Here is a 22,305-nt window from a genome sequence, read left to right as displayed (position 1 = left end):
ATACATACATGTATGTATATTAATGTACTCTGGACACAAGATGAAGCCCTTAAGCGCTTTTTCTCTAAACAAAGCAAATACCCAAGGTTTAAAAAGCGTCATCAAGTAAAGTCTTGCTGTTATACGTTAGATAAACGTAGAGGTGCTAAAATCTTTAAACCAAATGATTTACCGAAACTAGGCAAGGTTAAAGTAGTCTGGAGCTTTCAAGAGATACCCGTAACCCCAAATAGTGCTACGGTATCTTGTAATTCTTCAGGACAATGGTTTATCTCACTTCAATGTGATTACATAGATGTCATTAATCCCCCTGAAACCGATAAAGCGATAGGGTTAGATTTTGGGTTAACCCCCTTCATAGCCGATAGCAACGGTAATAGAGTTAAACCAAGGAAGTTTTATTTCAAGTATCTACGTAAGCTTAAATCTGCACAACGGGACTTATCAAGAAAAGTAAAAGGCTCAAGTAACAGAGCCAAAAACAGAATAGGCGTAGCCCGTATCCACCAAAGAATAGCCAGCAAGCGAGGGAATTTTCTGCACGACTTAAGTACTTCAATCGTACGCGAAAACCAAGTAACAGCAATTGAGGACTTAAACGTGCGTGGCATCATGGCCAACGGAAAGCTAGCGAGAGCGGTTGGGGACTGCGATTGGTCTGAGCTACGCTGTCAACTGACCTATAAAGCCCAATGGTATGGTAGACAATTAATGACCATAGGCCGGTTTGAACGCTCTATTGGCATTTGCCCTGATTGTGGCTCAATAGGTGAGAAACTGCTGGTAAATGTCCGAGAATGGGAATGCAAGGAATGTCATGCTCATCATGATAGAGATAGTGCAGCAGCTAAAGTTATCCTACAGAAAGCACTAACCTGCCTGTCTGCCTGTCGGCAAGACAGGTCGGGCAGACAGGATACCGTGAGGCGCACGGGAATTAAAGCTTGTGGACTGGCAGACAAACCGGAAGCTTGTTTAGTATAAGCTAAATGAGAATACGGGCTAGGATGAAGCAAGAAAAACGTAGCAAGCGAGAATTCAGGTTAACCGATACAGGTTAGCCGGTCGTGAAGCGTAAACCGTTAACTCTGATACCGAATTGGAAGATCAGTTAAAACACGGTTGTAGGTACCCGTAAAAAATGGACAAATCTTTAATTTTTTAGTTTTAGGAAAATACTACGCCTCTGCAAATACTAAGTTCTGATAACGTTACAATCCAATCCATTTTATCTATGGGTATCGGGTTTATTAGTTTATATTTACTTTTATTAGGTGCAATGGGTCTTGTCTGTTTGATTTTATATCAAATTTATGTTATCATACCGATGAAAGAAAATCTAAGTTTTATGACCTACATTCGAAATTTAATTATAAGTTTATTTGCCTACGTTGTAGCGCATTGATTTAGTGTCAGTTTTATTGCTAGCTGATCTCATATACCAATGGTAGACCTGAAATAAAATTAGAAATGATCTAAAAGGATAATAAACGAAATTATAAACACTGTTAACAACGAATTGTTACATATTTTGCCTGTTGTAAAAATAGTTGTTCATAGCCCTACGGCAATCAAACTAATAAATATTAGTATATAATAACATTTAGGTTTATAGCGGTTTACAACATTTTTAGATGTTTTTTAGGATTGGTTTTTCATGTAGCAGGAGTAATTTATTTTATAATTTCACTAGGCCTCACATCGTCATCATTGATGTTAAGCGTTTCATAAATGGTTATTGGTTTTATTTTACTTTTTGTCAGTCAAGTTGTTGATGTTACATTTTGATAAAATTTTAATTTATTTAAACTAAGGCCACATATATAGTAAATTACATGGAACAAGTACTGATTGTCAAGCTGGGAGCCTTGGGAGATGTGATTATTGCTATGCCCCATATAAAGCAAATTATGGAGTATTATTCTAAAGCTAAAGAGGTTTGGCTATTAACGGCGCCTGAATTTGCTTCTCTGTTTACAGAATTTCCTTATTTAAAAATTCAATCTTTTCCAAGAAGAGGCCTTAAGTCTCTAGCCGCTCCAATTCAATGGATACGCAGCCAATCTTTTCAAATCCTCTTTGATCTGCAAGGAAGTGATCGTAGTAAAACAATGGTAGCGCTTTCTGGCGCGAATGAGCGCTACGGTCTTGGGTCTGGGTTTCCCTATACTCATTGTCCCCCTAATCGGGGTATTGTAGCGGGCGAAGTTCATAGTTTTAGCCGTCTTAACAGATTACTAGAAGCAGCGGATTTACCTATAGCTCCCACTAGCCCTTATCTGGGTGCTGGTGGGGCGCAATATTGGGTAGTTCGTGACTGGCTAGCTCAAAAAAAATTACTAGGACGGGATATGATCCTAATTCATGCTGGTTCTAGCGCTCGTTGGGAAAGTAAGCGCTGGATAGAAGCTCATTTTATCACCTTAGCAACCATACTTGAGCAGCAAGGGTTAGCGGTGATTTGGATAGGCGGTGCAGAGGATTCTAGTCTAAATCAAAAATTAGCTCAGGTGATCGGTATCGATGCTTCAGAAGCTTTCTCTCTCTTGGAACTTGCTGCACTGGCGCGCCAAGCTCGATTTGCAATTACTACTGACTCAGCCCCTATGCATATTATAGCGGCTGCGGGTACTCCAGTGTATGCACTATTTGGGCCTACTGATTGGCAACGTAGTCACGCTGTTGGCCAGAAGGAGCGGGTACTTACCCATTCAGTGTCTTGTAGTCCCTGTTACCTGCCTCAGTGCCCTACAGAGCGGGCACATCAGTGTTTGGTAGCCTTAAGCCCGGAAAAAGTGTTAGCCTGTATTCGTAATGATGGTTTATTGTAAATAAATTTAAATAAATGAACGTGCCTCTATTGTTTGATAAAGTTGCAGTATTTTAGGGAGCACCGCTGCAAGTGTATATTTATCCTTGAATAATGCTAGAGCGGTAGCGGCTTTTTGATGGGCGAGTTGAGGATGAGCAGCAGCCTCTGCCATCGCTTTTGCTAATCCAATACTATCTCCAACCTCCACAAAATAAGCAGCCTCTGGGTTTAGAATCTCTAAAGGGCCTTGGGTACGAGTAGTAATAATAAGTACCCCTAAGGCCATAGCTTCTAACACCACGATACCAAAAGCCTCATGCAGAGAGGGTAAGATAAAAATATCTGCTTGGCTTAGAAATTCACTTATATCATTGATCCAGCCGCAAAATTCCACCTGCTTAGATAAATGTAAATCTTGGCATAAGCGAAATAGTGCCTCTTCTTCTTCTCCTGCGCCTCCAATACGAAGTTTAGCCTGTCCTCCTTGGTTAATATAATGGGCAAAGGCGCGTAGAAGTACATCCATACCTTTTTTCTTTACAAAACGTCCTAGGGTAGCAAAGACGGGGGTATTATTGGTAAGGATATGGGGAGTATCTACTGGCTGTAGCCGTGAAAAATGAGGTATACAAACGATTTTTTCTGGCGAGATTCCTTCATTAATTAAGAATTTTTCTTGATCAATGGTGGAAGGTATAAACGTGTCGATATAAGTATAGCGTTTAAGCTTTACATAGTTATGGATATTGACTAAGGAAGGAACGTCTAAATTTGCCGCTATTTTACCGCCGATCCAAGCACCACGCGCGAGGTGAGTATGAATCAGTGTAGGTTGAAAAGAGGCGATTCGCCGTTTAATTTTATGTGCTGCCCATCTATCCCAAGGGCCATAGGTACGCGCGGATGACAAGGTAAGTTGAGGACAATGCTCTAATAGCCCTTGCTGTTGGAATTTAGGATGACATATGGCTTGAACTTGATGTCCAGCAGCTGTTAACGCTAAGCATAAATCCACAAAATAGCGCTCTGCGCCCCCGAATCCTTTGGAGAGCATAATCTGGGAAATCTTCATGAGTGTTTTAAGCGCCTGAGTAAGTTTTTTGACTATATGTTGCCAGTTTAATCACTTGGCTAGCAATCATCTCTCCACTTAATTCTTGGAGCTTATTGTTTGGAGCTACTTGCCAATGACTATATTTCCCCCAAGGATGATAACGTTCTGGGTGGCCAAGACCAAATACAGTGAACGTAGGGGTTCCCACTGCAGCCGCAAGATGACCTAAACCGGAGTCGTTACCCACAAAGACATTGGCTTGTTGAAGCACTGCAGCTGCTTGTAATAAATCAGTCCTTCCACATAAATCTACCCAAGGCAAAGAAATATCGGCAGCTATCCTCTGGCTTCGTTCTTGATCATCCAAGCTACCGATAAAGATGATACCATCAAAGTATGCTTTAACTGCCTGTACTAGCGTGGAGAAGGCCGGTACAGGCCAGATCTTGGGTGTCCAATTAGCCCCTGGCCCTAAAGCTAACCAGCGATTTCTAGGTAGCTGGGATAATTGTTTTCTAGCAAATTGTATTTGTGCTGTTTGCAGCCAGATCCGGCAAGAGGGGATAGGAATTGATGAAGATAATAAGGAAGCGATTACTGCCATATGACGCTCTACCGCATGGTCACCGACAGGTTTGGCCTGCCATTTGGTGAGTCGTTTTTGCCCCTTTAATAAATAGGCTAGACCATCGGTGCGAAGATCGACTATTAAATCATAAGAGGTATGGCGTAGTTGATAAATAAGCTGAATTAACCCTTGCCAGCCCGCTTTTTTGTCTTTATGGAAGATCTGACCTCGATAAGGACAGTGGTTGAAAACGATACTTGATCGCTGATCTGTTACTAAGTCAATAGCAGCTTTAGGGAAACGTTGATGTAAAACCTCTAGGACAGGAGTAGTAAGAATAGCATCGCCGATATTACTTAAGGTAATAAGTAATATTTGGCGCACCTCTTGTTGAGTGATTTTTGCCAAAATAGAAGTATTTGCTAGACTAGTAAGAATTTGCTAACCAAATTAAGGTGGCCATACGTCCGGTTTCCCCATCCCGTCGATAAGAATAAAAGCGCTTAGATTCGGTCATGGTGCAATAGTGACCCCCATAGATATATCGAATCCCTAGTTTTGTAAGTGCTAAACGGGCTAATTGATAAATATCTGCTAACCAGCGTCCTTGGCTGAGGGGACTGAGGGCACTAAAGGCTACAGTATTACGGCTATCTTGATGGATAAAGATTTGTTTTACCTCAGAGCCTACTTCAAAGGCTGTTGGGCCGATAGCAGGTCCCATCCAAGCGAGTAAATGTTCGCTAGAAATATCCAGTGCTTTGATGATACGTTCAATAATACCAGCAGCAAGGCCACGCCAGCCGGCATGAACAGCGGCTACTCGGGTGCCTTGTTGATTACACAAAAGTAAGGGTAGGCAGTCAGCCGTGAGTACCCCACAAACAATATCGGGCTTATGGGCAATACTGGCATCCCCTTGGCCTATACCATGAGCAGCGTCAATAATGTTATTCCCATGTACTTGCTCTAGCCAAACAGGTTCGCTAGGTAAAGCTAAAGATTTAGCTAAAATCTTTCGATTCTCCTGTACTTTATCTGTCCTATCTCCCACATGATCGGCTAAATTAAATGAATCATAGGGTGGACAACTTACCCCACCGTTACGAGTTGTAGTATAAGCACGGATATTGCTTGGTGCAGGCCAGCAGGGAGTAATAACAAGGGGTGAATTAGAACTTTCATTTATATTATTTTTTAACATCAACTAGAGTAGGATTGATAGCTAATTTTGGGAGTTACTATTATTAATGAAATACTGTGGGGTGCCAATCAATAAGGTTATTTATAGCTGACAAAATTGATTTATCTATAGATGGCTTAGTATGAATAGATAGGAAAGAGAAGTATAGAGAAATATTACTAATGACTAAACCCTAAAATTAACATTATTTAAGGATTACTCTAAATCTTTCTGTAGCTGAGCAATGACTGATAAGGCCGCTTTTAATTCATCTGGGCTAATTGTGATGAGTTTTTTTAATGATTTTTTTAGTTCTGTAGTTGAAATATCCTGCGTTCTATCTAAGTAGAGGTCATAGGCAGGAAGAACGATGGCTAGAACTCCTCCGTCTTGCTTTATTATTCTATGCATTATTGTAATATTGATGCTAAGGGTTTTTTACTACAGATAATATTCCGGCGTAGTAAGGCATTAAATGCCGCCTCTGTAGCATGACCGACATTAGCAAAATAACTATTTTCTAGATCTATCATTGCAGTACGCCTTTCTTCACTCATTTCCGGTATCTCAAAAGTTTTTTGAGTGATGGGCTCTGATTCATAAACAGGAGTGCTACATTTAAGCGTCATATCGAATTGTTTTAGATCTGCTATGTATTTTTTGTGATCAGTACCGCAAAATAAAAAAATAGGCTTGCGTAGCAATGCATATTCTAAGGCTAGAGAGCCCAAATCTGTGATTAAGGCATCTGAGATGACAGCAGGTTCATAAGGTGAGCTTGTGATAAGGGAAAAATTATTGTCTTTAAATGTTTTACTTAAAAATAGTTCTAAGCCTTCTTCCATGTCTTTTATGTCATCCATGATGGAGTTTGGATGTGGCTTTATAAGGGTAAACATATCCATTTGAGCTAATATTCTTAGAATTTCTGCCCCTTTACAAGCTAATGAATTGTGGTTCCCCCAGCTAGGGGCATAAAGAATAATCTTTTTAGATCTAAATTTTTCTGGAACTAATTTTTCTTTTATCTCTTTTATTGATTTTTCGTTGTTTTTTTCTATCAAATCATCTAAATAACATAATCCAATGATTTCCCCAGTATCGTCTTTTTTCCCTAACCCCGCCTCTTTAGCGTTATTAAAGAAAAGCTTATTTGTAAAAAAGCAAATATCATATCTTTTCAGATTGGGATGGTAGTTGTAGTTGACAATAGTCCCATCCTCGAGGGTAACGGCCTTAGCAGCTACGCCATGAAATATCTGAATAAATTGAGTGTTTCTATAAAACCAAGGGGTGTAGACATCAGAGTCAATAACTGCGTCCCATTTTATGTATTTTGTTTTCTCAATAGGTAATATGTATTTTGGTTTAATATATTGATTTATAGACTCTAAATTAAATTTAGAGGGTGCTTTACCCTTTTCACTAATGTCATTATTGAAAGAGAAAAACATTTCTGTATTTGAGCATGATGATACTTTTCTGTAGAGAGGTTTGATCACGTTGAAATTCATTTCGCTGTGCCCGTGAAATAGTATTTTTCTTTTTGAAGTGACTTTATTTTTTATCCAGTGGATGGAATCATCTAATGTTTTTATTACAAGGATGATTTTGAGTTTAGCGATGAGTTTTTTTGAGGTATTTCACAATCATATAGCCTATGGAGTTTCTGAAAAAATAATGATTTCAGAGGATTTGCTAGCCAAGAACGAAGTGAGAAAATTTTTAAACTATAGAAATTATGTCCCTGATTGTATACCCTCCATAGATAAGCATTTAATAAGCTATCTTTTAAAAAACTTCTAAAATAGTATGAATAATCAACAATGGGTGCAGCGGGATTTAAACGTGCTTTGGCATCCTTGCACCCAGATGAAAGATCACGAACAATTACCACTCATTCCTATTCGAAGCGGGAAAGGGGTCTGGTTAGAGGACTTTGAGGGTCGGCGTTATCTGGATGCTATCAGCTCTTGGTGGGTTAATTTATTTGGCCATGCAAACCCTAGGATTAATCAAGCGATACGGGAACAGCTCGATCAATTAGAACATGTATTATTAGCTGGATTTTCCCATGAGCCAGTTATTCGCCTCTCGGAGCAATTACGAGAGCTTGCCCCAGGAAAGCTAGCACGTTGTTTTTATGCCGATAATGGTTCCTCAGCAATCGAGGTTGCCCTTAAGATGAGCTACCATTATTGGCATAATCTAGGGAAAAAAAATAAGACTCGTTTTATCACCCTTGCTAATAGCTATCATGGTGAAACCTTAGGGGCGTTAGCAGTAGGAGATGTGGCTTTATACAAGGAGATCTATAAACCACTGCTCATGGATGTGATTACAGCTCCCTCTCCTGATAGTTTTTTCCGAGAAAAAGGGGAGAGCGAACGGGTTTACGCTGAGCGCCAATTTATCCATATGGAAAAAGCCCTTGAACGCTACGGGCAAGAAGCGTGCGCGGTGATTGTTGAGCCTTTAGTTCAGTGTGCTGGGAATATGCGAATGTATGATCCCGTTTATTTGTCTCTGTTAAAGGAGGCTTGTGATCGGTACGAGGTTCATCTGATTGCTGATGAGATGGCCGTTGGTTTTGGTCGTACGGGAACGATGTTTGCCTGTGAGCAAGCAAATATTACCCCAGATTTTCTTTGTTTATCTAAAGGTTTGACGGGAGGCTATCTACCTTTTGCCGTCGTGCTGACCCATGAAAAGGTATATCAAGCTTTTTATGATGACTATACGACCTTACGGGCTTTTCTCCATTCACATAGCTATACCGGTAGCCCGCTGGGTTGTAGTGCAGCGTTAGCAACACTAGATCTCTTTAAAGAGGACTCAGTGCTAGAAAATAACCGTTTCCTAGCGAAAACTATGCAAGAGGCTACCGCCCATTTTACCGATCATCCCCATGTGGCCGAGGTACGTCAGCGGGGAATGATTTTGGCTATTGAAATGGTTAAGGATAAAGTCTCCCGTGAGCCTTACCCTTGGCAAGAGCGGCGCGGGTTGAAAGTCTATCAATATGGATTAGAGCAAGGGGTATTGCTTCGGCCCTTAGGTAATGTGGTTTATTTTATGCCTCCTTATGTGATTACGTCTGAGCAAATTAGGGATCTCGCTCAGGTTGCTTGGGAAGGTATTAGGCGGGCAACCCAAGACTAAGCTCAGAGTCTGATTATGTCTAAGGGCAACCTTAGAGAAAGGATTCTTCTTATACTTATGTAATATGCGCGTTCCCCGTATTTATTCCTCTTTACCTTTATCCGCTCACGCTAAGGTAGCCTTAGATGAGCGGGCTGTGCTTTATGTGTCTCAGGTACTGCGTCTTAAGCCTGGCGATCAATTATATTTGTTTGATGGCCAAGGGGCTGAGTACCAAGCAGTACTAGAGATAGTGGGAAAGCAAGGGGTGGAAGCACAGATATTGGGTCAGATCACACGCCATACCGAATCGCCACTGCGTATTACCCTTGGACAAGGAATTTCTCGCGGTGAGCGAATGGATTATGCCTTGCAGAAGGCAGTAGAGCTTGGAGTAAGCAGTATTATTCCCTTATTTACTGAATATAGTACGGTAAAGCTGTCGCTGGATCGGGTGGCGAGGCGTTTGCGCCATTGGCAGGGAGTGATTCTTAGCGCTTGCGAGCAATGTGGCCGTAGCTACCTTCCTTCGATAGATAACCCTCAACAATTGACTGTTTTTCTTCATACCTCCTATGAAGGGATGAAGATTGTATTAGATCCAGAGAATAATCAGTCATTAAAAGCGCTACCTCCGCCACTGGGTGGACAGCTAGCTTTATTGATTGGGCCAGAGGGCGGGCTAAGTGAGGCAGAAATTAAGCAGGCGCAACATGCAGGATTTATTGGTACTCGCCTTGGGCCCCGTATTTTACGCACTGAAACGGCCACGGTAGCGGCGTTAGCAAGCGTGCAGCTACTTTGGGGGGATTTATAGCAGATTGAATTTCATCTAGAGTTAAATCTTGTAACGCAAAGTAGTATTGCTCTTTTAAAGAGCAGGGCTAAGAATAACCACTGGAAGGCCATCGTTCTACCTAAATAATGATTTTCCTCTATTTAAATTTTTCTAATGCCTGCTACTATTAAAATAATAACTGCTAGCATTTATTTCATAAGGAGATAAATAATGAGTGTCAATGATTTTTTGCAAACCCACCCTCTAAAACCTAGCAATATTAATGTAATAGCCTCTTGTATTAAGGCTTGCTACGCTTGTTTAGAGGCCTGTACTCTCTGCGCTGATGCCTGTCTAGCTGAGGAGGATGTAGCCCATGTCCGGCGCTGTATCCGAACTTGCCTTGATTGCGCTGCCATTTGTGAAGTAACAGGGCAGGTGGTGGCTCGACAGACTGAGCCAAGCCAGAATATGCTGCGCAAGCAATTAGAGGCCTGCGTCGTAGCTTGTAATACCTGTGCTGTGGAATGCGAGAAGCATGCTAAAATGCATGAGCATTGCCAGCTGTGTGCCCAATCCTGCCGTGCCTGTGAAAAAGCTTGTCAAGAGCTATTAGCAGTAGCCTAGATTAACCGTCACTTGTAGGTTTTTTAGCTTTAGCTGGCTAGCCAGCTAAGGCTAATTCAAAGTAACATAAAATCAAGTTGTTTCTTACATGCTAAGCCTTTTCTTCAATAGTTCATTAAGCTGCTGCGGATTAACTTTACCTTTAGAAATTTTCATGATTTGACCCACAAAGAAACTAAAGAGCTTATCTTTTCCTGCTCGATATTGCTCTAGCTGCTGAGGATTGGCAGTAAGCACTTCATCAATAAGGCTTTCAATACTTGCGGTATCCGTGACCTGTTTTAGGCCAAGGCGCTCGATGATATCATCGGTGTCGCCTTGTTGGGTATACATTTCTTCAAATACAGTCTTGGCAATCTTGCCAGAGATCGTGTTATCTACAATACGCTTGATCAACCCTCCGAGCTGTTGTGGAGAGACTGGGCTGTCTTCAATATTTTTGTTTTCTTTATTAAGGGCAGCTGCGAGATCACCCATTACCCAATTAGCGCATAGTTTAGGTTCTCCTCCGGTGGCTTCAACCATGGCTTCAAAGTAATCAGCTAATTCTCGGCTGACGGTTAGAACGCTGGCATCATAGGTGGAGAGTTTATATGCCAACATGAAGCGGTTACGTTTGGTATCGGGAAGTTCGGGTAAAGTTACTCTAATTTTTTGAATAAATTCATCATCTAGTATTAAGGGCAATAGATCGGGATCGGGGAAGTAGCGATAATCGGTAGCCTCCTCCTTTGTACGCATAGACCGGGTTTCATTTTTACTCGGATCAAAAAGACGGGTTTCCTGAATAATTTTACCCCCCGATTCTAAGATCTCAATTTGACGTTCAATTTCATACTGGAGCGCGCGTTCTACAAAGCGGAAAGAGTTGATATTTTTAAGTTCAGTACGAGTACCCAAGGATTTTTGCCCCTGAGGGCGGATGGAAATGTTAGCATCGCAACGAAAAGATCCCTCTTGCATGTTACCGTCGCAGATTTCAAGGTAACGTACTAGGGTGTGAATTTTTTTCATATAAGCTACGGCTTCTCGGGTTGATCGCAAATCTGGCCCAGAGACAATTTCTAATAAGGGTGTTCCTGCTCGATTTAAATCAATTCCCGTCATGCCATGGAAATCTTCGTGTAAAGATTTTCCAGCATCCTCTTCTAAGTGCGCTCGGGTAATCATGATAGATTTTTCAGTTCCATCTTCTAAGCTGATGACTATATGGCCATCTGCAACAATGGGCAGTTCATATTGGCTGATTTGGTAGCCTTTGGGCAAATCAGGGTAAAAATAATTTTTACGGGCAAAGATAGAGCGTTTGGCAATTTCAGCTTCAATGGCTAATCCAAATTTAACGGCCATGCGTACGGCAGCTTCATTTAATACTGGCAATACACCGGGTAATCCTAAATCGATGGCGCAGGCTTGAGTATTTGGCAGCGCTCCATAGGTAGTAGCGGCTCCTGAGAAGATTTTAGATTTTGTTGCAAGCTGGGCATGGATTTCTAGCCCAATCACTGTTTCCCACTGCATATCTAAGTCCTGGTAAAGATTAAGAAGATTAAATTGTTATTTAAGCCTATTTAACTGCGGGTAATCGGCCAATAGAGTAATGAATGATACCTTGGTTAGCCATTAAAATGGGATCATAGAGATTGCGGCCATCAAATATTACAGGGGTTTTAAGCGAAGATTTAATCACCTCAAAATCAGGGCTACGAAATACATTCCATTCGGTGACTACAGCTAATGCATCAGATCCTTGTAAGGCTGCCTCTGGTGTTTCACATAGTGTTAGGTTTGTTTGATCGCCATAAATACGTCGAGCTTCTTCCATAGCTGCTGGATCGTAGGCTTGAACCCGAGCTCCCGCTTTCCATAGGGCTTCCATAAGCGTGCGACTAGGGGCTTCACGCATATCATCGGTGTTGGGTTTAAAGGCTAGCCCCCATAGGGTTATGGTTCGCCCAGCCAATTGCCCCTTAAAGTGCGCTTGTATTTTGTTAAAAATGATTTGTTTTTGTCGATTATTAACCGTTTCTACGGCACTCAATAATTCAGCATTATAGCCTACTTGACGGGCAGTTTGCTCTAGCGCCTTTACATCTTTAGGAAAGCAGGATCCACCGTAACCACAGCCTGGGTAGATAAAATGGTAACCAATACGGGGATCAGCGCCAATACCTCGGCGGGTTTGCTCAATATCAGCCCCGAGTTTTTCTGCTAAATTGGCAAGCTCATTCATGAAACTAATCTTTGTAGCTAACATAGCATTGGCTGCGTATTTGGTAAGCTCTGCTGAGCGAATATCCATAGCGATTAAACGATCACGATTTCGATTAAAAGGGGCATAGAGCACTCGTAATAACTCAATAGTACGGGGATTATCAGCGCCGATAATAATCCGATCAGGTTTCATAAAATCTTCAACCGCTGCGCCTTCTTTGAGAAACTCTGGATTAGAGACCACGTCAAATTCGAGATTTAAACCTCGTTTTTCTAAAGTACCCCGTATTGTGTTTTTAACTTTATCAGCGGTTCCTACGGGGACAGTAGATTTATTGATAATGATACGGTATTGATCCATATGCTCGGCAATGCTGCGAGCTACTGTAAGCACATATTGAAGATCTGCAGAGCCATCCTCATCGGGCGGAGTACCTACCGCAATAAATTGAAATAAACCATGGGCTACCCCTTGGGCGATATCGGTGGTGAAATTGAGGCGGTTTCCTTCTATATTTTTTTGTACTAGGCTATCTAGCCCCGGTTCATAGATGGGGATTTTACCCTGTTTAAGCATAGCAATTTTTTGCTCATTAATATCGACGCAGAGCACATCATTACCGACTTCAGCTAGGCAAGTGCCGGTAACAAGACCTACATAACCTGAACCAAAAATGGTTATTTTCATTCGATTTTATCTCCTTAAAGTTTGGCGTTATAAATATATCAGGCTATCTTTTAAAATTAACGTACACTAATAAGTATGGGTAAAACAGATTTTAATTATCTTGATGGGCGATATAGGCTTTGATTTTTATAGCAATCTAGGTTTTTTATTCCCTGATATGCGTATCGGCTGATGAAAGCTATTTATTACTGTAGATGGCAATACAGATGCCGATATATAGATAGATTTTATACGCTAAAGGGCTTTATGATCTCAGGCAATCTACTGAAATCTAATACATTATAAAGATAGTTACGATGTATCAAAAATTTTATAAGATGACGGGAAAACCTTTTCAACTCAGCGCTGATCCTCGATTTTTTTATGGTAGTACGGTTCATAAGCGCGCTATGTCTTATCTACGCTATGGCTTGATGCAAGGTGAAGGTTTTATTGTTATCACTGGATCGGTTGGCGCTGGTAAGACTATGTTAGCCCGTACTTTAGTCTCTGAGCTAGCAGATAATAGCACTGTGGTTGCTCAAGTGGTAACAACCCAGCTGGAGGCAAACGACATGCTGCGAATTGTGGCGGCCTCCTACGGTCTTGCTCAAGAAGGGGTTACTAAGGCAACTTTACTTAAAGCCATTGAGTCTTTTTTGATATCTAAGGCACGAGAAGGTAAACGAGTGCTCCTGTTAGTAGATGAGGCTCAGAATTTACCTCCAGATTCTCTTGAAGAGTTACGGATGCTTTCTAATTTTCAGGTAAGAGAGCGGGCGTTATTGCAGTGTTTTCTTTTGGGGCAAGATGAGTTTCGCCAAACTCTGGCGCTGGAGAATATGGAACAGCTTCGGCAGCGAATTATTGTGGCATATCACTTAAATCCCTTAGGGAAAGATGAAACTCGAGGATATATTGAGCACCGACTTAAGCTGGTTGGCTGGGATTCTGATCCTATGATTACGGATAAAGCCTATGAGGCGATCTACGGCTATACAGAAGGGCTGCCTCGGCGGATAAATACATTTTGTGATCGGGTACTGTTATGTACTTATGTTGAGGAAAGCCATGTCGTTGATCAACAGACTATTAATGCCGTGATTAAAGAAATGAATTCAGAGGATTTTTACTCCGGACGGGCGACGAAAGTGGCGGTAAAATCTGATCAGCTTTTTGAGGAAAGGCTTGCTCGGCTAGAAGAAACGGTAGCTATATTAGAGGAAGCAGTAGATAGATTAGCTAGGAATATTCAACCTGGGTCAGCCTCAACCGCTGAATTATATCGACTCTCTACTTATAGCAAAGATTAGAGACTATCTATATTTTCTCGTAGGTTGATGATATTCCAGCCATTGATGCGAGCATAAGAATCTAGCTTTTTATCAGGATTTACCGCTACTGGGTAGGTGACTTGCTCTAATAGGGGTATATCATTATGGGAGTCACTGTAAAACCAGCTCGCTTCTTCTAGCGTTAATGATTGCGTTTTAAGCCATGTTTTTAGGCGAATAACTTTGCCTTCTCGGTAAGAGGGAATACCGCTAACACGTCCAGTATAACGCCCCTCTCGAATTTCAGGTTCAGTCGCAATAAGATGATCTACTTGCAACATTTCAGCGATAGGTTGCGTAATAAAGCGATTTGTTGCCGTAATAATGAGTAAGGTATGCCCTTGTGCCTGATGTGCGCTCAGTAGATTCTGGGCTTTTGGTAGCATAATAGGGCGAATTTTCTCCTCCAGATACTGAGATCGCCAGCGCTCTAATTGACTAGGGGCATATTGGCTCAAGGGTGCTAATTGAAAGGCCAGAAACTCATCAATATCTAGCGTTCCTTCTTGGTATTGCCGATAAAAGGCATTGTTAGTTTGCTCGTAATATTGACTGTCTACCACACCTTGCTCTGCTAAGAATTGCCCCCATAAATAATCAGAGTCCCCAGCTAATAGGGTGTTGTCTAAATCAAATATAGCGAGACTCATAAATTTTGTACCCCTTGTTCTTATAAAATTTTCAAGACTAACATAAAAACCCGTGGAAAATTAAAATTTGCGTTGAGGACTTAATTTTAGGTATCTTGGTTAAATAGCGTTTAATGACCATATAGGGCATGGATAGGTCATGATTGACCAAGATGGATTTAGAGCCAATGTAGGTATCATTCTTTGTAATCGGGATGATAAGGTGCTATGGGCGAGACGGGTTAAGGAGGAATCATGGCAGTTTCCCCAAGGCGGGATTAAAGAGCATGAAACCACTGAAGAGGCAGCTTATCGAGAGCTGGAAGAAGAAATAGGGTTAGGCCCAGAGCACGTAAAAATTATTGGCTGTACTCGAAATTGGCTACGATATCGCCTACCTAACCGTTATGTTCGCTATGGTAATCAGCCTTTATGTATTGGCCAAAAGCAGGTGTGGTACTTATTTCGTTTTATGGGCGAAGAGCAAGACGTTCGCCTTGATCTTACGGGTGCCCCCGAGTTTGATTATTGGTGTTGGGTGAATTATTGGTATCCTCTGAGTAAAATTGTGTACTTTAAACGTAAAGTTTACTACCATGCTTTAAATGAGCTTGCCCCGTTAATTTTTCCGAATTACCAATCTTTAGCCATAGCTCGATCTAGGAGAGGTAAACGCCGCCGCTATCAAAGAAGAAAACACTATGATAGCTAGCGTACTTAACACTGTACCCATGTATAACGTAATGGTATAAATTAAGAAAGCCTGTAGACTAATACAGACTTTCTCGTAAAAGCACATAGATATTTAAGTATAGGGGATAGTAGCTTAAATTACCTGACTGCTATACCTTCGACCATTTATTGCTAGAAAATAACCATGTGGCTGTATTCTCTGTAGTTAGATCAATTTCTATTGAATTGGTTCTTGCTGTACTAAACATGGTGCCGGTTTTAACGTTTTGCTCAAACCAGACGAGTATCTTTTCAATAGGCGTTAGCTCAATTGTTCCTTTAAGAACCGCATTCGCCGCAACATAAATTGGTGTATTACTCTGGCTACCATCAATATTAGTTGCAAGCTGATTTATTCCGGGGTGAATTAGACCGTATTGATTGTCCATCGTGATTGCTGTAGAAGGCCCTCTTGTTGTAGAAGGTAAAAGATCACCGTACTTGTCTAAGATAGAAGTTTCCCCTAAGCTAATATTTACTCTGTTAGTTGCTACATCTACAATTAGACCTGATGTGAAGGTATTTGTACCAAACAATTGATATTGAGGTGTCCACCTAAAGGTATTAGTTTCTAGATATCCATCAGAGGATTGCCACACAACATTGTAATCATTATTTCCAACGCGCTTTGCAAAACAAATACTGTAATTGTTGTCCTTCAGAGTCCTCCTATCCTCTCTAGCAATCTTAATAGTTACTACTTTTTCGGTTGCTGCCAATAATATTTTTAGACCTTGCTCATATTGGTAGTAGTCGGGGTTAGATAGTTCTGCTAAAGAAGCTAATCCTGTTGTTATTGCGTCAGCCCATATAAAATTCCAACTGTTTCGGTTGCCATTAGCAATCTCAATTAGTTTATTTTCAAACCTAGTATGGTTTACAGTTCCAGTGTAGTCTACGCGCCTACATGCATTATTTCCTTCAACAGAAATAACTGTACCGCCAACTGCCGTCATTGCCTCCGTAAGTTCCCGCTCAGTAGGGGCGCTCTGTTGATTTTTTTTCAACCTTTACAAATGAGTTAATCATAATAAATAGATTATTTATTCCTTAATTGCAAGGTGATTAATCAGAGACGAGTAGTCGCTAGGAGCGCATTTTTTCTCTGCCACTAGGGTGCCATGACGATCTGAATAGATTGGTCACTAACCTTGTCAGTAGGGATTTTTCTACCTAGAGCAAAAGGGAGCGGTTAACGATCATGGGCAGATATATTGAGATCCGCTATTTAACGGTAAATGCTAGCTAGCTAGCCTTAGGCAGGGGGCAGCTTGATGGCTTTAAGCAAGAGATACTGTGCTTTATTATAAATATTTCACCAGCACTTTGCTATTACGTTGATAGTTGTAAAGTCTTCGTTTGTTTTCCGGTAACACCTCTAAGTTTGCTGGAGTAAACCCCCGTTCCTGAAACCAATGAGCAGTTTGGGTGGTCAGGACGCATAGATGGTGAAGTCCTTGCTCCATGGCGGCTTTTTCGATAGTAGCCAGCAAAGCCGTTGCCCGTCCGGATTGACGGTAATCCGGGTGTACTACTAAGCAGGCCAGTTCACCAATTTTTTCCGCTGAGAAAGGGTATAATGCAGCACAGGCAATGATTGCTCCATCCCGCTCCATGATGGTAAAACAATGGATTTCCATCTCTAACCGCTCTCGGGGTCGTCGTACCAGTAAGCTCTTTTCCTCTAAGGGTGCAATAAGTTCCAGAATCCCCCCGATATCTTCAATCGTGGCTTTGCGGGTATCCTCAAAAGCGGTAGCCGTTACCAGTGTGCCAATCCCATCCCGTTTAAATAATTCCATCAACAAAGCGCCATCTAGGTGCTGATGAATAATGTGTACCCGCTGAACTTTAGCCCGGCAGGCGCGTACTGCATTTTGAAGATAGTAAGCTAGTTCACCCGGTAGCTGCGGCGATGACTGAAGAATCTGCGCTGCCCCAGTGGGCGTAAGTTCTCTAGGCAATAGCTCTGCTGCCCAGAGTTCCGCACTCATAAAGATAAGCTTATCGGCCTTAAGGGCAATAGCTGAGGCGGTAGCGACTTCATCAGCACTGAGGTTAAAAACTTCTCCAGTAGGTGAATAACCCAGTGGGGAGAGGAGAATAATAGCCCCATGATTAAGGCATTGGCGGATAGCTTGGGCATCTATTTTACGTACCTCTCCAGTATGGCAATAGTCTACCCCTTCTCTCACTCCTAGGGGACGCGCGGTAATAAAATTGCCTGAGACTACTCGAACTTTGGCTCCCGCCATAGGGGAGTTAGGTAAGCCCATGGATAATAGCGCTTCAATCTCAATTCGTACTGCACCCACCGCTTCTTTAATGTGAGGGAGGACGCTATCGTCCGTGACTCGTAGGCCATTGATATAGCGTAAGTTAAGGTTTCGTTGGGCAAGTGCCGCTTCAATCTGGGGGCGAGCGCCATGGACGAGTACCAACTGAATACCTAAACTACTTAGTAGGGTGATATCATGAATTAGGTGAGGGAAATGAGGCTCCCGTACGGTATCCCCAGCAAAAGCAATGACGAATGTTCGACCCCGATGAGCGTGAATATAGGAAGCGGCGTTTCTAAGCCAGTGAACTTCAGGTAGGAGGTAATCCTGACTCAAATGCTAATACACCTATATCAACTGGGTTAATGACAGCAAAACTGCTGGATCAGTCGTTGTAATAAATCTATCGTTGGCTTAATTCGGTCTAAAGAGAGGTATTCATTAGGTTGGTGGGCTTGAGCGATATCACCAGGTCCTAGGATAACGGTTTCCATGCCTAGCTGATTGAGAAAGGGGCCTTCAGTGCCAAAGGCTGCCGTGCCAGCTGGATATCCAGTCAGGCGTTCTGTGGCCTCAATAATAGCTGCAGTTGAGGGAGTCTCAAAAGGAGGAATCCCTTCTGCTAAAATCATGGTCTTACAAGTTAAGCCACGGCTTACAGCAACTTGGGTCACTCGGGAGTGTAGCATTTGGCGAAGCTCCTGAATGTCCATTCCTGGCAGTGGGCGCAAATCAAAATGCAGTTCACATTCAGCGCAGATACGATTAGGATTATCCCCGCCGTGGATATGCCCTAGATTAAGGGTAGGCGAGGGTACATCAAATACTGGGTTATGGTAGCGAGATTCCAGATCAGCGCGAAAAGCAAGTAACTCACTTATCACGGCGTGCATACCTTCAAGGGCATTATTGCCAAGGGCAGGATTGCTAGAGTGCCCCGAGTGGCCACGGAGCTGAATACCCTCAATGAATACCCCTTTATGTTGGCGTATGGGACGTAATCCAGTTGGTTCTCCAATAAGAGCGTGGCGCCCAAGATATCGACCCGCATTGACCAAAGAGCGAGCACCGCAGGTGGTACTTTCCTCGTCAGCCGTGGCCAGTAGGATGAGGGGGTGTTTTAAAGTAGAAGGATTAAATGATCGGGCTGCTTCAATAGCTAGGACAAGAAAGGCTTTCATATCGGCTGTCCCTAAACCATAAAGCTTTCCTTCTCGCTCCGTCAGCTGGAAAGGATCTTGCCTCCATTGCCCTTGATCAAAAGGCACTGTATCGGTATGACCTGCTAATATGAGTCCTTCTGATCCTTGGCCTAAAGTGGCAATCAGGTTGGCTTTGTCAGTTTTTTGATCGGGGATGGGCTGAATTTCGATGCTAAATCCTAGCGCAGATAGCCAAGAATCAAGTAACTCGATGATTGGAAGATTACTTTGATCCCAAGTTTGATTGACGCTACTTATTGAAGGGGTAGCAATCAGCTGAGTAATCATTTCCATTAAGGGGGGAGCAGAATGAGGCATGATAGTTACCTTTTCCAGCGTTGATCCATCGCTATAAATTAGGAATAGGATAAATAAGAAAGTATTTTAAATTGATACTAATCAATTTATTGTATTCTACCTAGCTTGATTTTTAGGTTAAAGCCTGTTTGTTCCAGAATATTTAAAGTTTCTGTAATAATTTATATAGTCGTTTATTTATGGTTCGCCTCGCTACAATTTCTGATTTAGATGCTTTGGTTGATCTAGAAGCCAGCTGTTTTCACTCTGATCGTCTTTCTCGTCGTAATTTTCGCTATATGCTTACTAGGGCTAATGGGTCAATTTTAGTAGAAGAAGATGATCATACAGTGCGCGGTTATGTATTGTTGCTATTTAGCCGAGGCACGGCAATGGCTCGTTTATATTCCATTGCGGTAGGTTCCTTAGCTCGCAAACAGGGGGTGGGTGAGGTATTGGTGAAAGCGGCTGAAGTAGCAGCACGGGAGCGAGGTGCAGCCTGCTTACGTTTAGAGATACGAAAGGACAATAGGGCTTCGCTGAGTTTGTTTAACCGCCTAGGCTATAAGAAATTTGGGGAATTTGCGAGCTATTATGAAGATCATATGGATGCACTGCGGCTAGAAAAGACATTAACCCCAGATTTGAATCTAGACCTTCTTCGGGTTCCTTTTTATGAGCAAACTTTAGATTTCACTTGTGGGCCATCAGCATTGATGATGGCAATGAAAGCGCTACATCCAGAATTAACCTTAAATCGCAAGCTTGAGCTTCGTATTTGGCGCGAGGCGACAACTATATTTATGACTTCTGGTCATGGAGGCTGTGGTCCTTATGGGCTTGCCTTATCAGCATGGCATCGGGGATTTGGTGTGGAAATCTACGTTAAAGCAGAAGAGACATTCCTGTTAAACAGCGTCCGTAGTGCGGAGAAAAAAGAAGTGGTGCGCTTAGTACAAGAAGATATGATTGAAGAGATTCATTCCTTAGATATTCCTATTATTCAAGGAAGTTTAACAGTGCCTGAAATTCGAGAAAAATTTGAGAAAGGTAGTATTCCCGTAATATTTATCAGCTCTTATCGTATTTATGGGGAAAAATTTCCTCATTGGGTAGTAGTAGTTGGTTTTGATGATCATTTTGTTTATGTTCATGATCCTTATGTGGATTATGAGAATGAAGAAACCCCTACCGATTCCATCAGTATGCCCATTTTGCACTGGGAGTTTGGATGTATGGCGCGCTATGGCCGTGCTGGGCTGGCTGCCGTATTGATGATCTCCCGTCGAGAAGGGTAGCTTAAATATGGCTGAGCATATTCTATTGGTGGAAAATCTTTCTGATTGGAAAGCTGATTATCCATCGTTTTCAGTAGTTGCTGCGAAAGATTACCTAACTCTGCCGGTGTACTCTAAAAAAAAGCACCTGCATATTGTTAATTTGTGCCGGAGCTATCGCTATCTTAGCTTAGGTTATTATTGTTCATTGTTAGCGGAAGCCCGGGGGCATAGATCCATACCTACGGTGAGAACTATCCAAGATCTCAGTCGTAAAGCGATTTATAGCTTGGATACTGAGGATTTAGATTCAAAGCTCCATAAAATTTTAACGCGTAGACAAGAGAATGGAGATTCCACGACCTTTACCCTGACGTTGTTTTTTGGTCAATGTGAAGTAGGGGAATTAAAAGAGCTAGCTTACCAGTTATTTGGCGTTTTTCGCGCGCCTATATTACGTGTCGAATTTAAGCTTCAAGGCAGTTGGCGCATTGCTACTCTTAAGCCCTTATCGCTTCATACGTTGAAGAAAGATCAGATGGAGGCATTCTTCACGGCATTGAAAGATCATCTTAGCCGTCCATGGCGTAAACCCCGAAACCGTAGCCATTATCCCTATGACTTAGCAGTATTATATAATCCTCAAGAGCAACTTCCCCCCTCAGATCCCCAAGCGCTCAAAAAACTTATCCGGGTGGGTAAGCGTTATGGGGTAAATGTGGAATTGATTCAGCGACAGGATTATGCTCGGCTAGCTGAATATGATGCTTTATTTATTCGTGAAACTACCCAGATTACCCACTATACCTATCGTTTTGCCAAGAAAGCAGAAAGTGAGGGGATGGTGGTGATTGATGATCCAGATTCTATTCTTCGCTGTACCAATAAAATCTACTTAAAGGAACTACTAGAAGGTAATCAGCTCCCTATACCCAAGACGGTGATTCTTCGTAAAGATAATTGGGAGGAGGTAGAACAACAGATTGCTTACCCGATTGTGATTAAGGTACCCGATGGCTCTTTTTCTCGAGGGGTATTTAAGGTAGAAAATAAAGTAGAGCTGCTTCAGGTGACTAAACAGTTATTTAAGGACTCAGATTTACTGTTAGCTCAGGAGTTTGTCTATACGACTTTTGATTGGCGGATCGGGGTACTAAATAAGGAGGTGCTTTTTGCCTGTCGTTATTTTATGTCGCGGAAACATTGGCAGATCTTGAATCATAATGCCCCTGGGCGTCCAAAGCATGGAGGGTACGAGACCCTTAAAATAGCGGATGTTCCAGCTAAAGTTATACAAGTGGGTTTGCGGGCGGCAACCCTGATTGGTGATGGGCTTTATGGGGTCGATCTTAAAGAGACTGCGCGCGGAGTAAAGGTCATTGAAGTGAATGATAATCCTAATATTGATTCTGGAGTTGAAGATCAGGTGCTGAAAGATGAACTTTACCAACGTTTAATTGAAGTTTTTGTGGCTAGGCTGGAGCGACAGCGAGGAGGAAAGGGGTAGGGTG

At 42.1% G+C, this 22,305-nt stretch carries 20 protein-coding genes; 9 read left to right on the top strand and 11 right to left on the bottom strand.

What is annotated here, in order from left to right; translation table 11 throughout:
* The first annotated feature begins 12 nt into the window (after positions 1–12).
* Both TAO_RS08255 and TAO_RS08250 read left to right on the top strand, forming a co-directional pair.
* Complete coding sequence (locus TAO_RS08255) at positions 13–984, top strand: RNA-guided endonuclease TnpB family protein (RefSeq protein ID WP_096527455.1); 972 nt, start codon at positions 13–15, stop codon at positions 982–984.
* Positions 985–1,835: 851 nt separating this feature from the next.
* Positions 1,836–2,831: a glycosyltransferase family 9 protein gene (locus tag TAO_RS08250; protein WP_096527454.1), complete on the top strand. Its 996-nt coding sequence runs from the start codon at positions 1,836–1,838 to the stop codon at positions 2,829–2,831.
* Between the two features lie 6 nt (positions 2,832–2,837).
* Here the strand turns inward: TAO_RS08250 and TAO_RS08245 are convergent, their stop codons facing one another.
* The 5 genes from TAO_RS08245 to TAO_RS08225 form a co-directional block, all read right to left on the bottom strand.
* A complete protein-coding gene (locus TAO_RS08245; protein WP_096527453.1) occupies positions 2,838–3,884 on the bottom strand; it encodes a glycosyltransferase in 1,047 nt (348 codons plus the stop codon).
* A gap of 7 nt (positions 3,885–3,891) precedes the next feature.
* Entirely contained in the window at positions 3,892–4,842 is a 951-nt protein-coding gene (locus TAO_RS08240) for a glycosyltransferase family 9 protein (RefSeq protein WP_231910634.1), read from the bottom strand.
* Positions 4,843–4,861: 19 nt separating this feature from the next.
* The gene (pgeF, locus tag TAO_RS08235; protein ID WP_096527452.1) at positions 4,862–5,638 is read right to left on the bottom strand and encodes a peptidoglycan editing factor PgeF; all 777 of its coding nucleotides are present in this window, start codon (positions 5,636–5,638) and stop codon (positions 4,862–4,864) included.
* A 195-nt stretch (positions 5,639–5,833) separates the two neighbouring features.
* Complete coding sequence (locus TAO_RS08230; RefSeq protein ID WP_197702536.1) at positions 5,834–6,028, bottom strand: hypothetical protein; 195 nt, start codon at positions 6,026–6,028, stop codon at positions 5,834–5,836.
* A complete protein-coding gene (locus tag TAO_RS08225; protein WP_331712996.1) occupies positions 6,028–7,155 on the bottom strand; it encodes a CDP-glycerol glycerophosphotransferase family protein in 1,128 nt (375 codons plus the stop codon). The genes TAO_RS08230 and TAO_RS08225 overlap by 1 nt, the downstream gene beginning before the upstream one ends.
* 274 nt (positions 7,156–7,429) lie before the next feature.
* Here TAO_RS08225 and TAO_RS08220 point away from each other — a divergent pair, with 274 nt between their 5' ends.
* From TAO_RS08220 to TAO_RS08210, 3 genes are all read left to right on the top strand, one after another.
* Entirely contained in the window at positions 7,430–8,779 is a 1,350-nt protein-coding gene (locus TAO_RS08220; RefSeq protein WP_096527450.1) for an adenosylmethionine--8-amino-7-oxononanoate transaminase, read from the top strand.
* A gap of 64 nt (positions 8,780–8,843) precedes the next feature.
* Positions 8,844–9,575 (top strand): 16S rRNA (uracil(1498)-N(3))-methyltransferase, encoded by a 732-nt coding sequence (locus TAO_RS08215; protein WP_096527449.1) that lies wholly within the window; start codon positions 8,844–8,846, stop codon positions 9,573–9,575.
* A 192-nt stretch (positions 9,576–9,767) separates the two neighbouring features.
* A complete protein-coding gene (locus TAO_RS08210; protein ID WP_096527448.1) occupies positions 9,768–10,163 on the top strand; it encodes a four-helix bundle copper-binding protein in 396 nt (131 codons plus the stop codon).
* Between the two features lie 84 nt (positions 10,164–10,247).
* Here TAO_RS08210 and gatB read toward each other — a convergent pair whose 3' ends face one another.
* Complete coding sequence (gene gatB / locus TAO_RS08205) at positions 10,248–11,684, bottom strand: Asp-tRNA(Asn)/Glu-tRNA(Gln) amidotransferase subunit GatB (RefSeq protein WP_096527447.1); 1,437 nt, start codon at positions 11,682–11,684, stop codon at positions 10,248–10,250.
* Positions 11,685–11,730: 46 nt separating this feature from the next.
* On the bottom strand, positions 11,731–13,065 hold the full coding sequence (locus TAO_RS08200; protein ID WP_096527446.1) for a UDP-glucose dehydrogenase family protein: 1,335 nt from the start codon (positions 13,063–13,065) through the stop codon (positions 11,731–11,733).
* 296 nt (positions 13,066–13,361) lie between these two features.
* Here TAO_RS08200 and TAO_RS08195 point away from each other — a divergent pair, with 296 nt between their 5' ends.
* Positions 13,362–14,357, top strand: a complete 996-nt coding sequence (locus TAO_RS08195) for an XrtA/PEP-CTERM system-associated ATPase (RefSeq protein WP_096527445.1) — start codon at positions 13,362–13,364, stop codon at positions 14,355–14,357.
* Here TAO_RS08195 and TAO_RS08190 read toward each other — a convergent pair.
* Entirely contained in the window at positions 14,354–15,028 is a 675-nt protein-coding gene (locus tag TAO_RS08190; RefSeq protein ID WP_096527444.1) for a histidinol-phosphatase, read from the bottom strand. The genes TAO_RS08195 and TAO_RS08190 overlap by 4 nt on opposite strands.
* Before the next feature lie 139 nt (positions 15,029–15,167).
* Here TAO_RS08190 and TAO_RS08185 point away from each other — a divergent pair, with 139 nt between their 5' ends.
* The gene (locus TAO_RS08185; protein WP_096527443.1) at positions 15,168–15,719 is read left to right on the top strand and encodes an RNA pyrophosphohydrolase; all 552 of its coding nucleotides are present in this window, start codon (positions 15,168–15,170) and stop codon (positions 15,717–15,719) included.
* A 130-nt stretch (positions 15,720–15,849) separates the two neighbouring features.
* Here the strand turns inward: TAO_RS08185 and TAO_RS08180 are convergent, their stop codons facing one another.
* The 3 genes from TAO_RS08180 to argE form a co-directional block, all read right to left on the bottom strand.
* The gene (locus TAO_RS08180) at positions 15,850–16,695 is read right to left on the bottom strand and encodes a hypothetical protein (RefSeq protein ID WP_197702535.1); all 846 of its coding nucleotides are present in this window, start codon (positions 16,693–16,695) and stop codon (positions 15,850–15,852) included.
* 348 nt (positions 16,696–17,043) lie between these two features.
* Positions 17,044–18,354, bottom strand: a complete 1,311-nt coding sequence (gene argA / locus TAO_RS08170) for an amino-acid N-acetyltransferase (RefSeq protein WP_096527442.1) — start codon at positions 18,352–18,354, stop codon at positions 17,044–17,046.
* 26 nt (positions 18,355–18,380) lie between these two features.
* Entirely contained in the window at positions 18,381–19,538 is a 1,158-nt protein-coding gene (argE, locus tag TAO_RS08165; protein ID WP_096527441.1) for an acetylornithine deacetylase, read from the bottom strand.
* Between the two features lie 179 nt (positions 19,539–19,717).
* Here argE and TAO_RS08160 point away from each other — a divergent pair, with 179 nt between their 5' ends.
* Both TAO_RS08160 and TAO_RS08155 read left to right on the top strand, forming a co-directional pair.
* Entirely contained in the window at positions 19,718–20,815 is a 1,098-nt protein-coding gene (locus TAO_RS08160) for a GNAT family N-acetyltransferase/peptidase C39 family protein (protein ID WP_096527440.1), read from the top strand.
* A 7-nt stretch (positions 20,816–20,822) separates the two neighbouring features.
* On the top strand, positions 20,823–22,301 hold the full coding sequence (locus tag TAO_RS08155) for a RimK family protein (protein ID WP_096527439.1): 1,479 nt from the start codon (positions 20,823–20,825) through the stop codon (positions 22,299–22,301).
* The last annotated feature ends 4 nt before the right edge of the window (positions 22,302–22,305 follow it).

It is taken from the genome of Candidatus Nitrosoglobus terrae, from assembly GCF_002356115.1.
Lineage (GTDB): Bacteria > Pseudomonadota > Gammaproteobacteria > Nitrosococcales > Nitrosococcaceae > Nitrosoglobus > Nitrosoglobus terrae.
This window is presented reverse-complemented; position numbering and strand designations above follow the sequence as displayed.

Coding starts and splice junctions, on each gene's coding strand:
- TAO_RS08190 (WP_096527444.1), bottom strand. CDS start 15,028: ATGAGTCTCGCTATATTTGATTTAGACAACACCCTATTAGCTGGGGAC.
- gatB (WP_096527447.1), bottom strand. CDS start 11,684: ATGCAGTGGGAAACAGTGATTGGGCTAGAAATCCATGCCCAGCTTGCA.
- TAO_RS08245 (WP_096527453.1), bottom strand. CDS start 3,884: ATGAAGATTTCCCAGATTATGCTCTCCAAAGGATTCGGGGGCGCAGAG.
- TAO_RS08220 (WP_096527450.1), top strand. CDS start 7,430: ATGAATAATCAACAATGGGTGCAGCGGGATTTAAACGTGCTTTGGCAT.
- TAO_RS08215 (WP_096527449.1), top strand. CDS start 8,844: ATGCGCGTTCCCCGTATTTATTCCTCTTTACCTTTATCCGCTCACGCT.
- TAO_RS08250 (WP_096527454.1), top strand. CDS start 1,836: ATGGAACAAGTACTGATTGTCAAGCTGGGAGCCTTGGGAGATGTGATT.
- argE (WP_096527441.1), bottom strand. CDS start 19,538: ATGCCTCATTCTGCTCCCCCCTTAATGGAAATGATTACTCAGCTGATT.
- TAO_RS08230 (WP_197702536.1), bottom strand. CDS start 6,028: ATGCATAGAATAATAAAGCAAGACGGAGGAGTTCTAGCCATCGTTCTT.
- TAO_RS08200 (WP_096527446.1), bottom strand. CDS start 13,065: ATGAAAATAACCATTTTTGGTTCAGGTTATGTAGGTCTTGTTACCGGC.
- pgeF (WP_096527452.1), bottom strand. CDS start 5,638: ATGTTAAAAAATAATATAAATGAAAGTTCTAATTCACCCCTTGTTATT.
- TAO_RS08160 (WP_096527440.1), top strand. CDS start 19,718: ATGGTTCGCCTCGCTACAATTTCTGATTTAGATGCTTTGGTTGATCTA.
- TAO_RS08185 (WP_096527443.1), top strand. CDS start 15,168: ATGATTGACCAAGATGGATTTAGAGCCAATGTAGGTATCATTCTTTGT.
- TAO_RS08155 (WP_096527439.1), top strand. CDS start 20,823: ATGGCTGAGCATATTCTATTGGTGGAAAATCTTTCTGATTGGAAAGCT.
- TAO_RS08210 (WP_096527448.1), top strand. CDS start 9,768: ATGAGTGTCAATGATTTTTTGCAAACCCACCCTCTAAAACCTAGCAAT.
- TAO_RS08255 (WP_096527455.1), top strand. CDS start 13: ATGTATATTAATGTACTCTGGACACAAGATGAAGCCCTTAAGCGCTTT.
- TAO_RS08180 (WP_197702535.1), bottom strand. CDS start 16,695: ATGACGGCAGTTGGCGGTACAGTTATTTCTGTTGAAGGAAATAATGCA.
- TAO_RS08195 (WP_096527445.1), top strand. CDS start 13,362: ATGTATCAAAAATTTTATAAGATGACGGGAAAACCTTTTCAACTCAGC.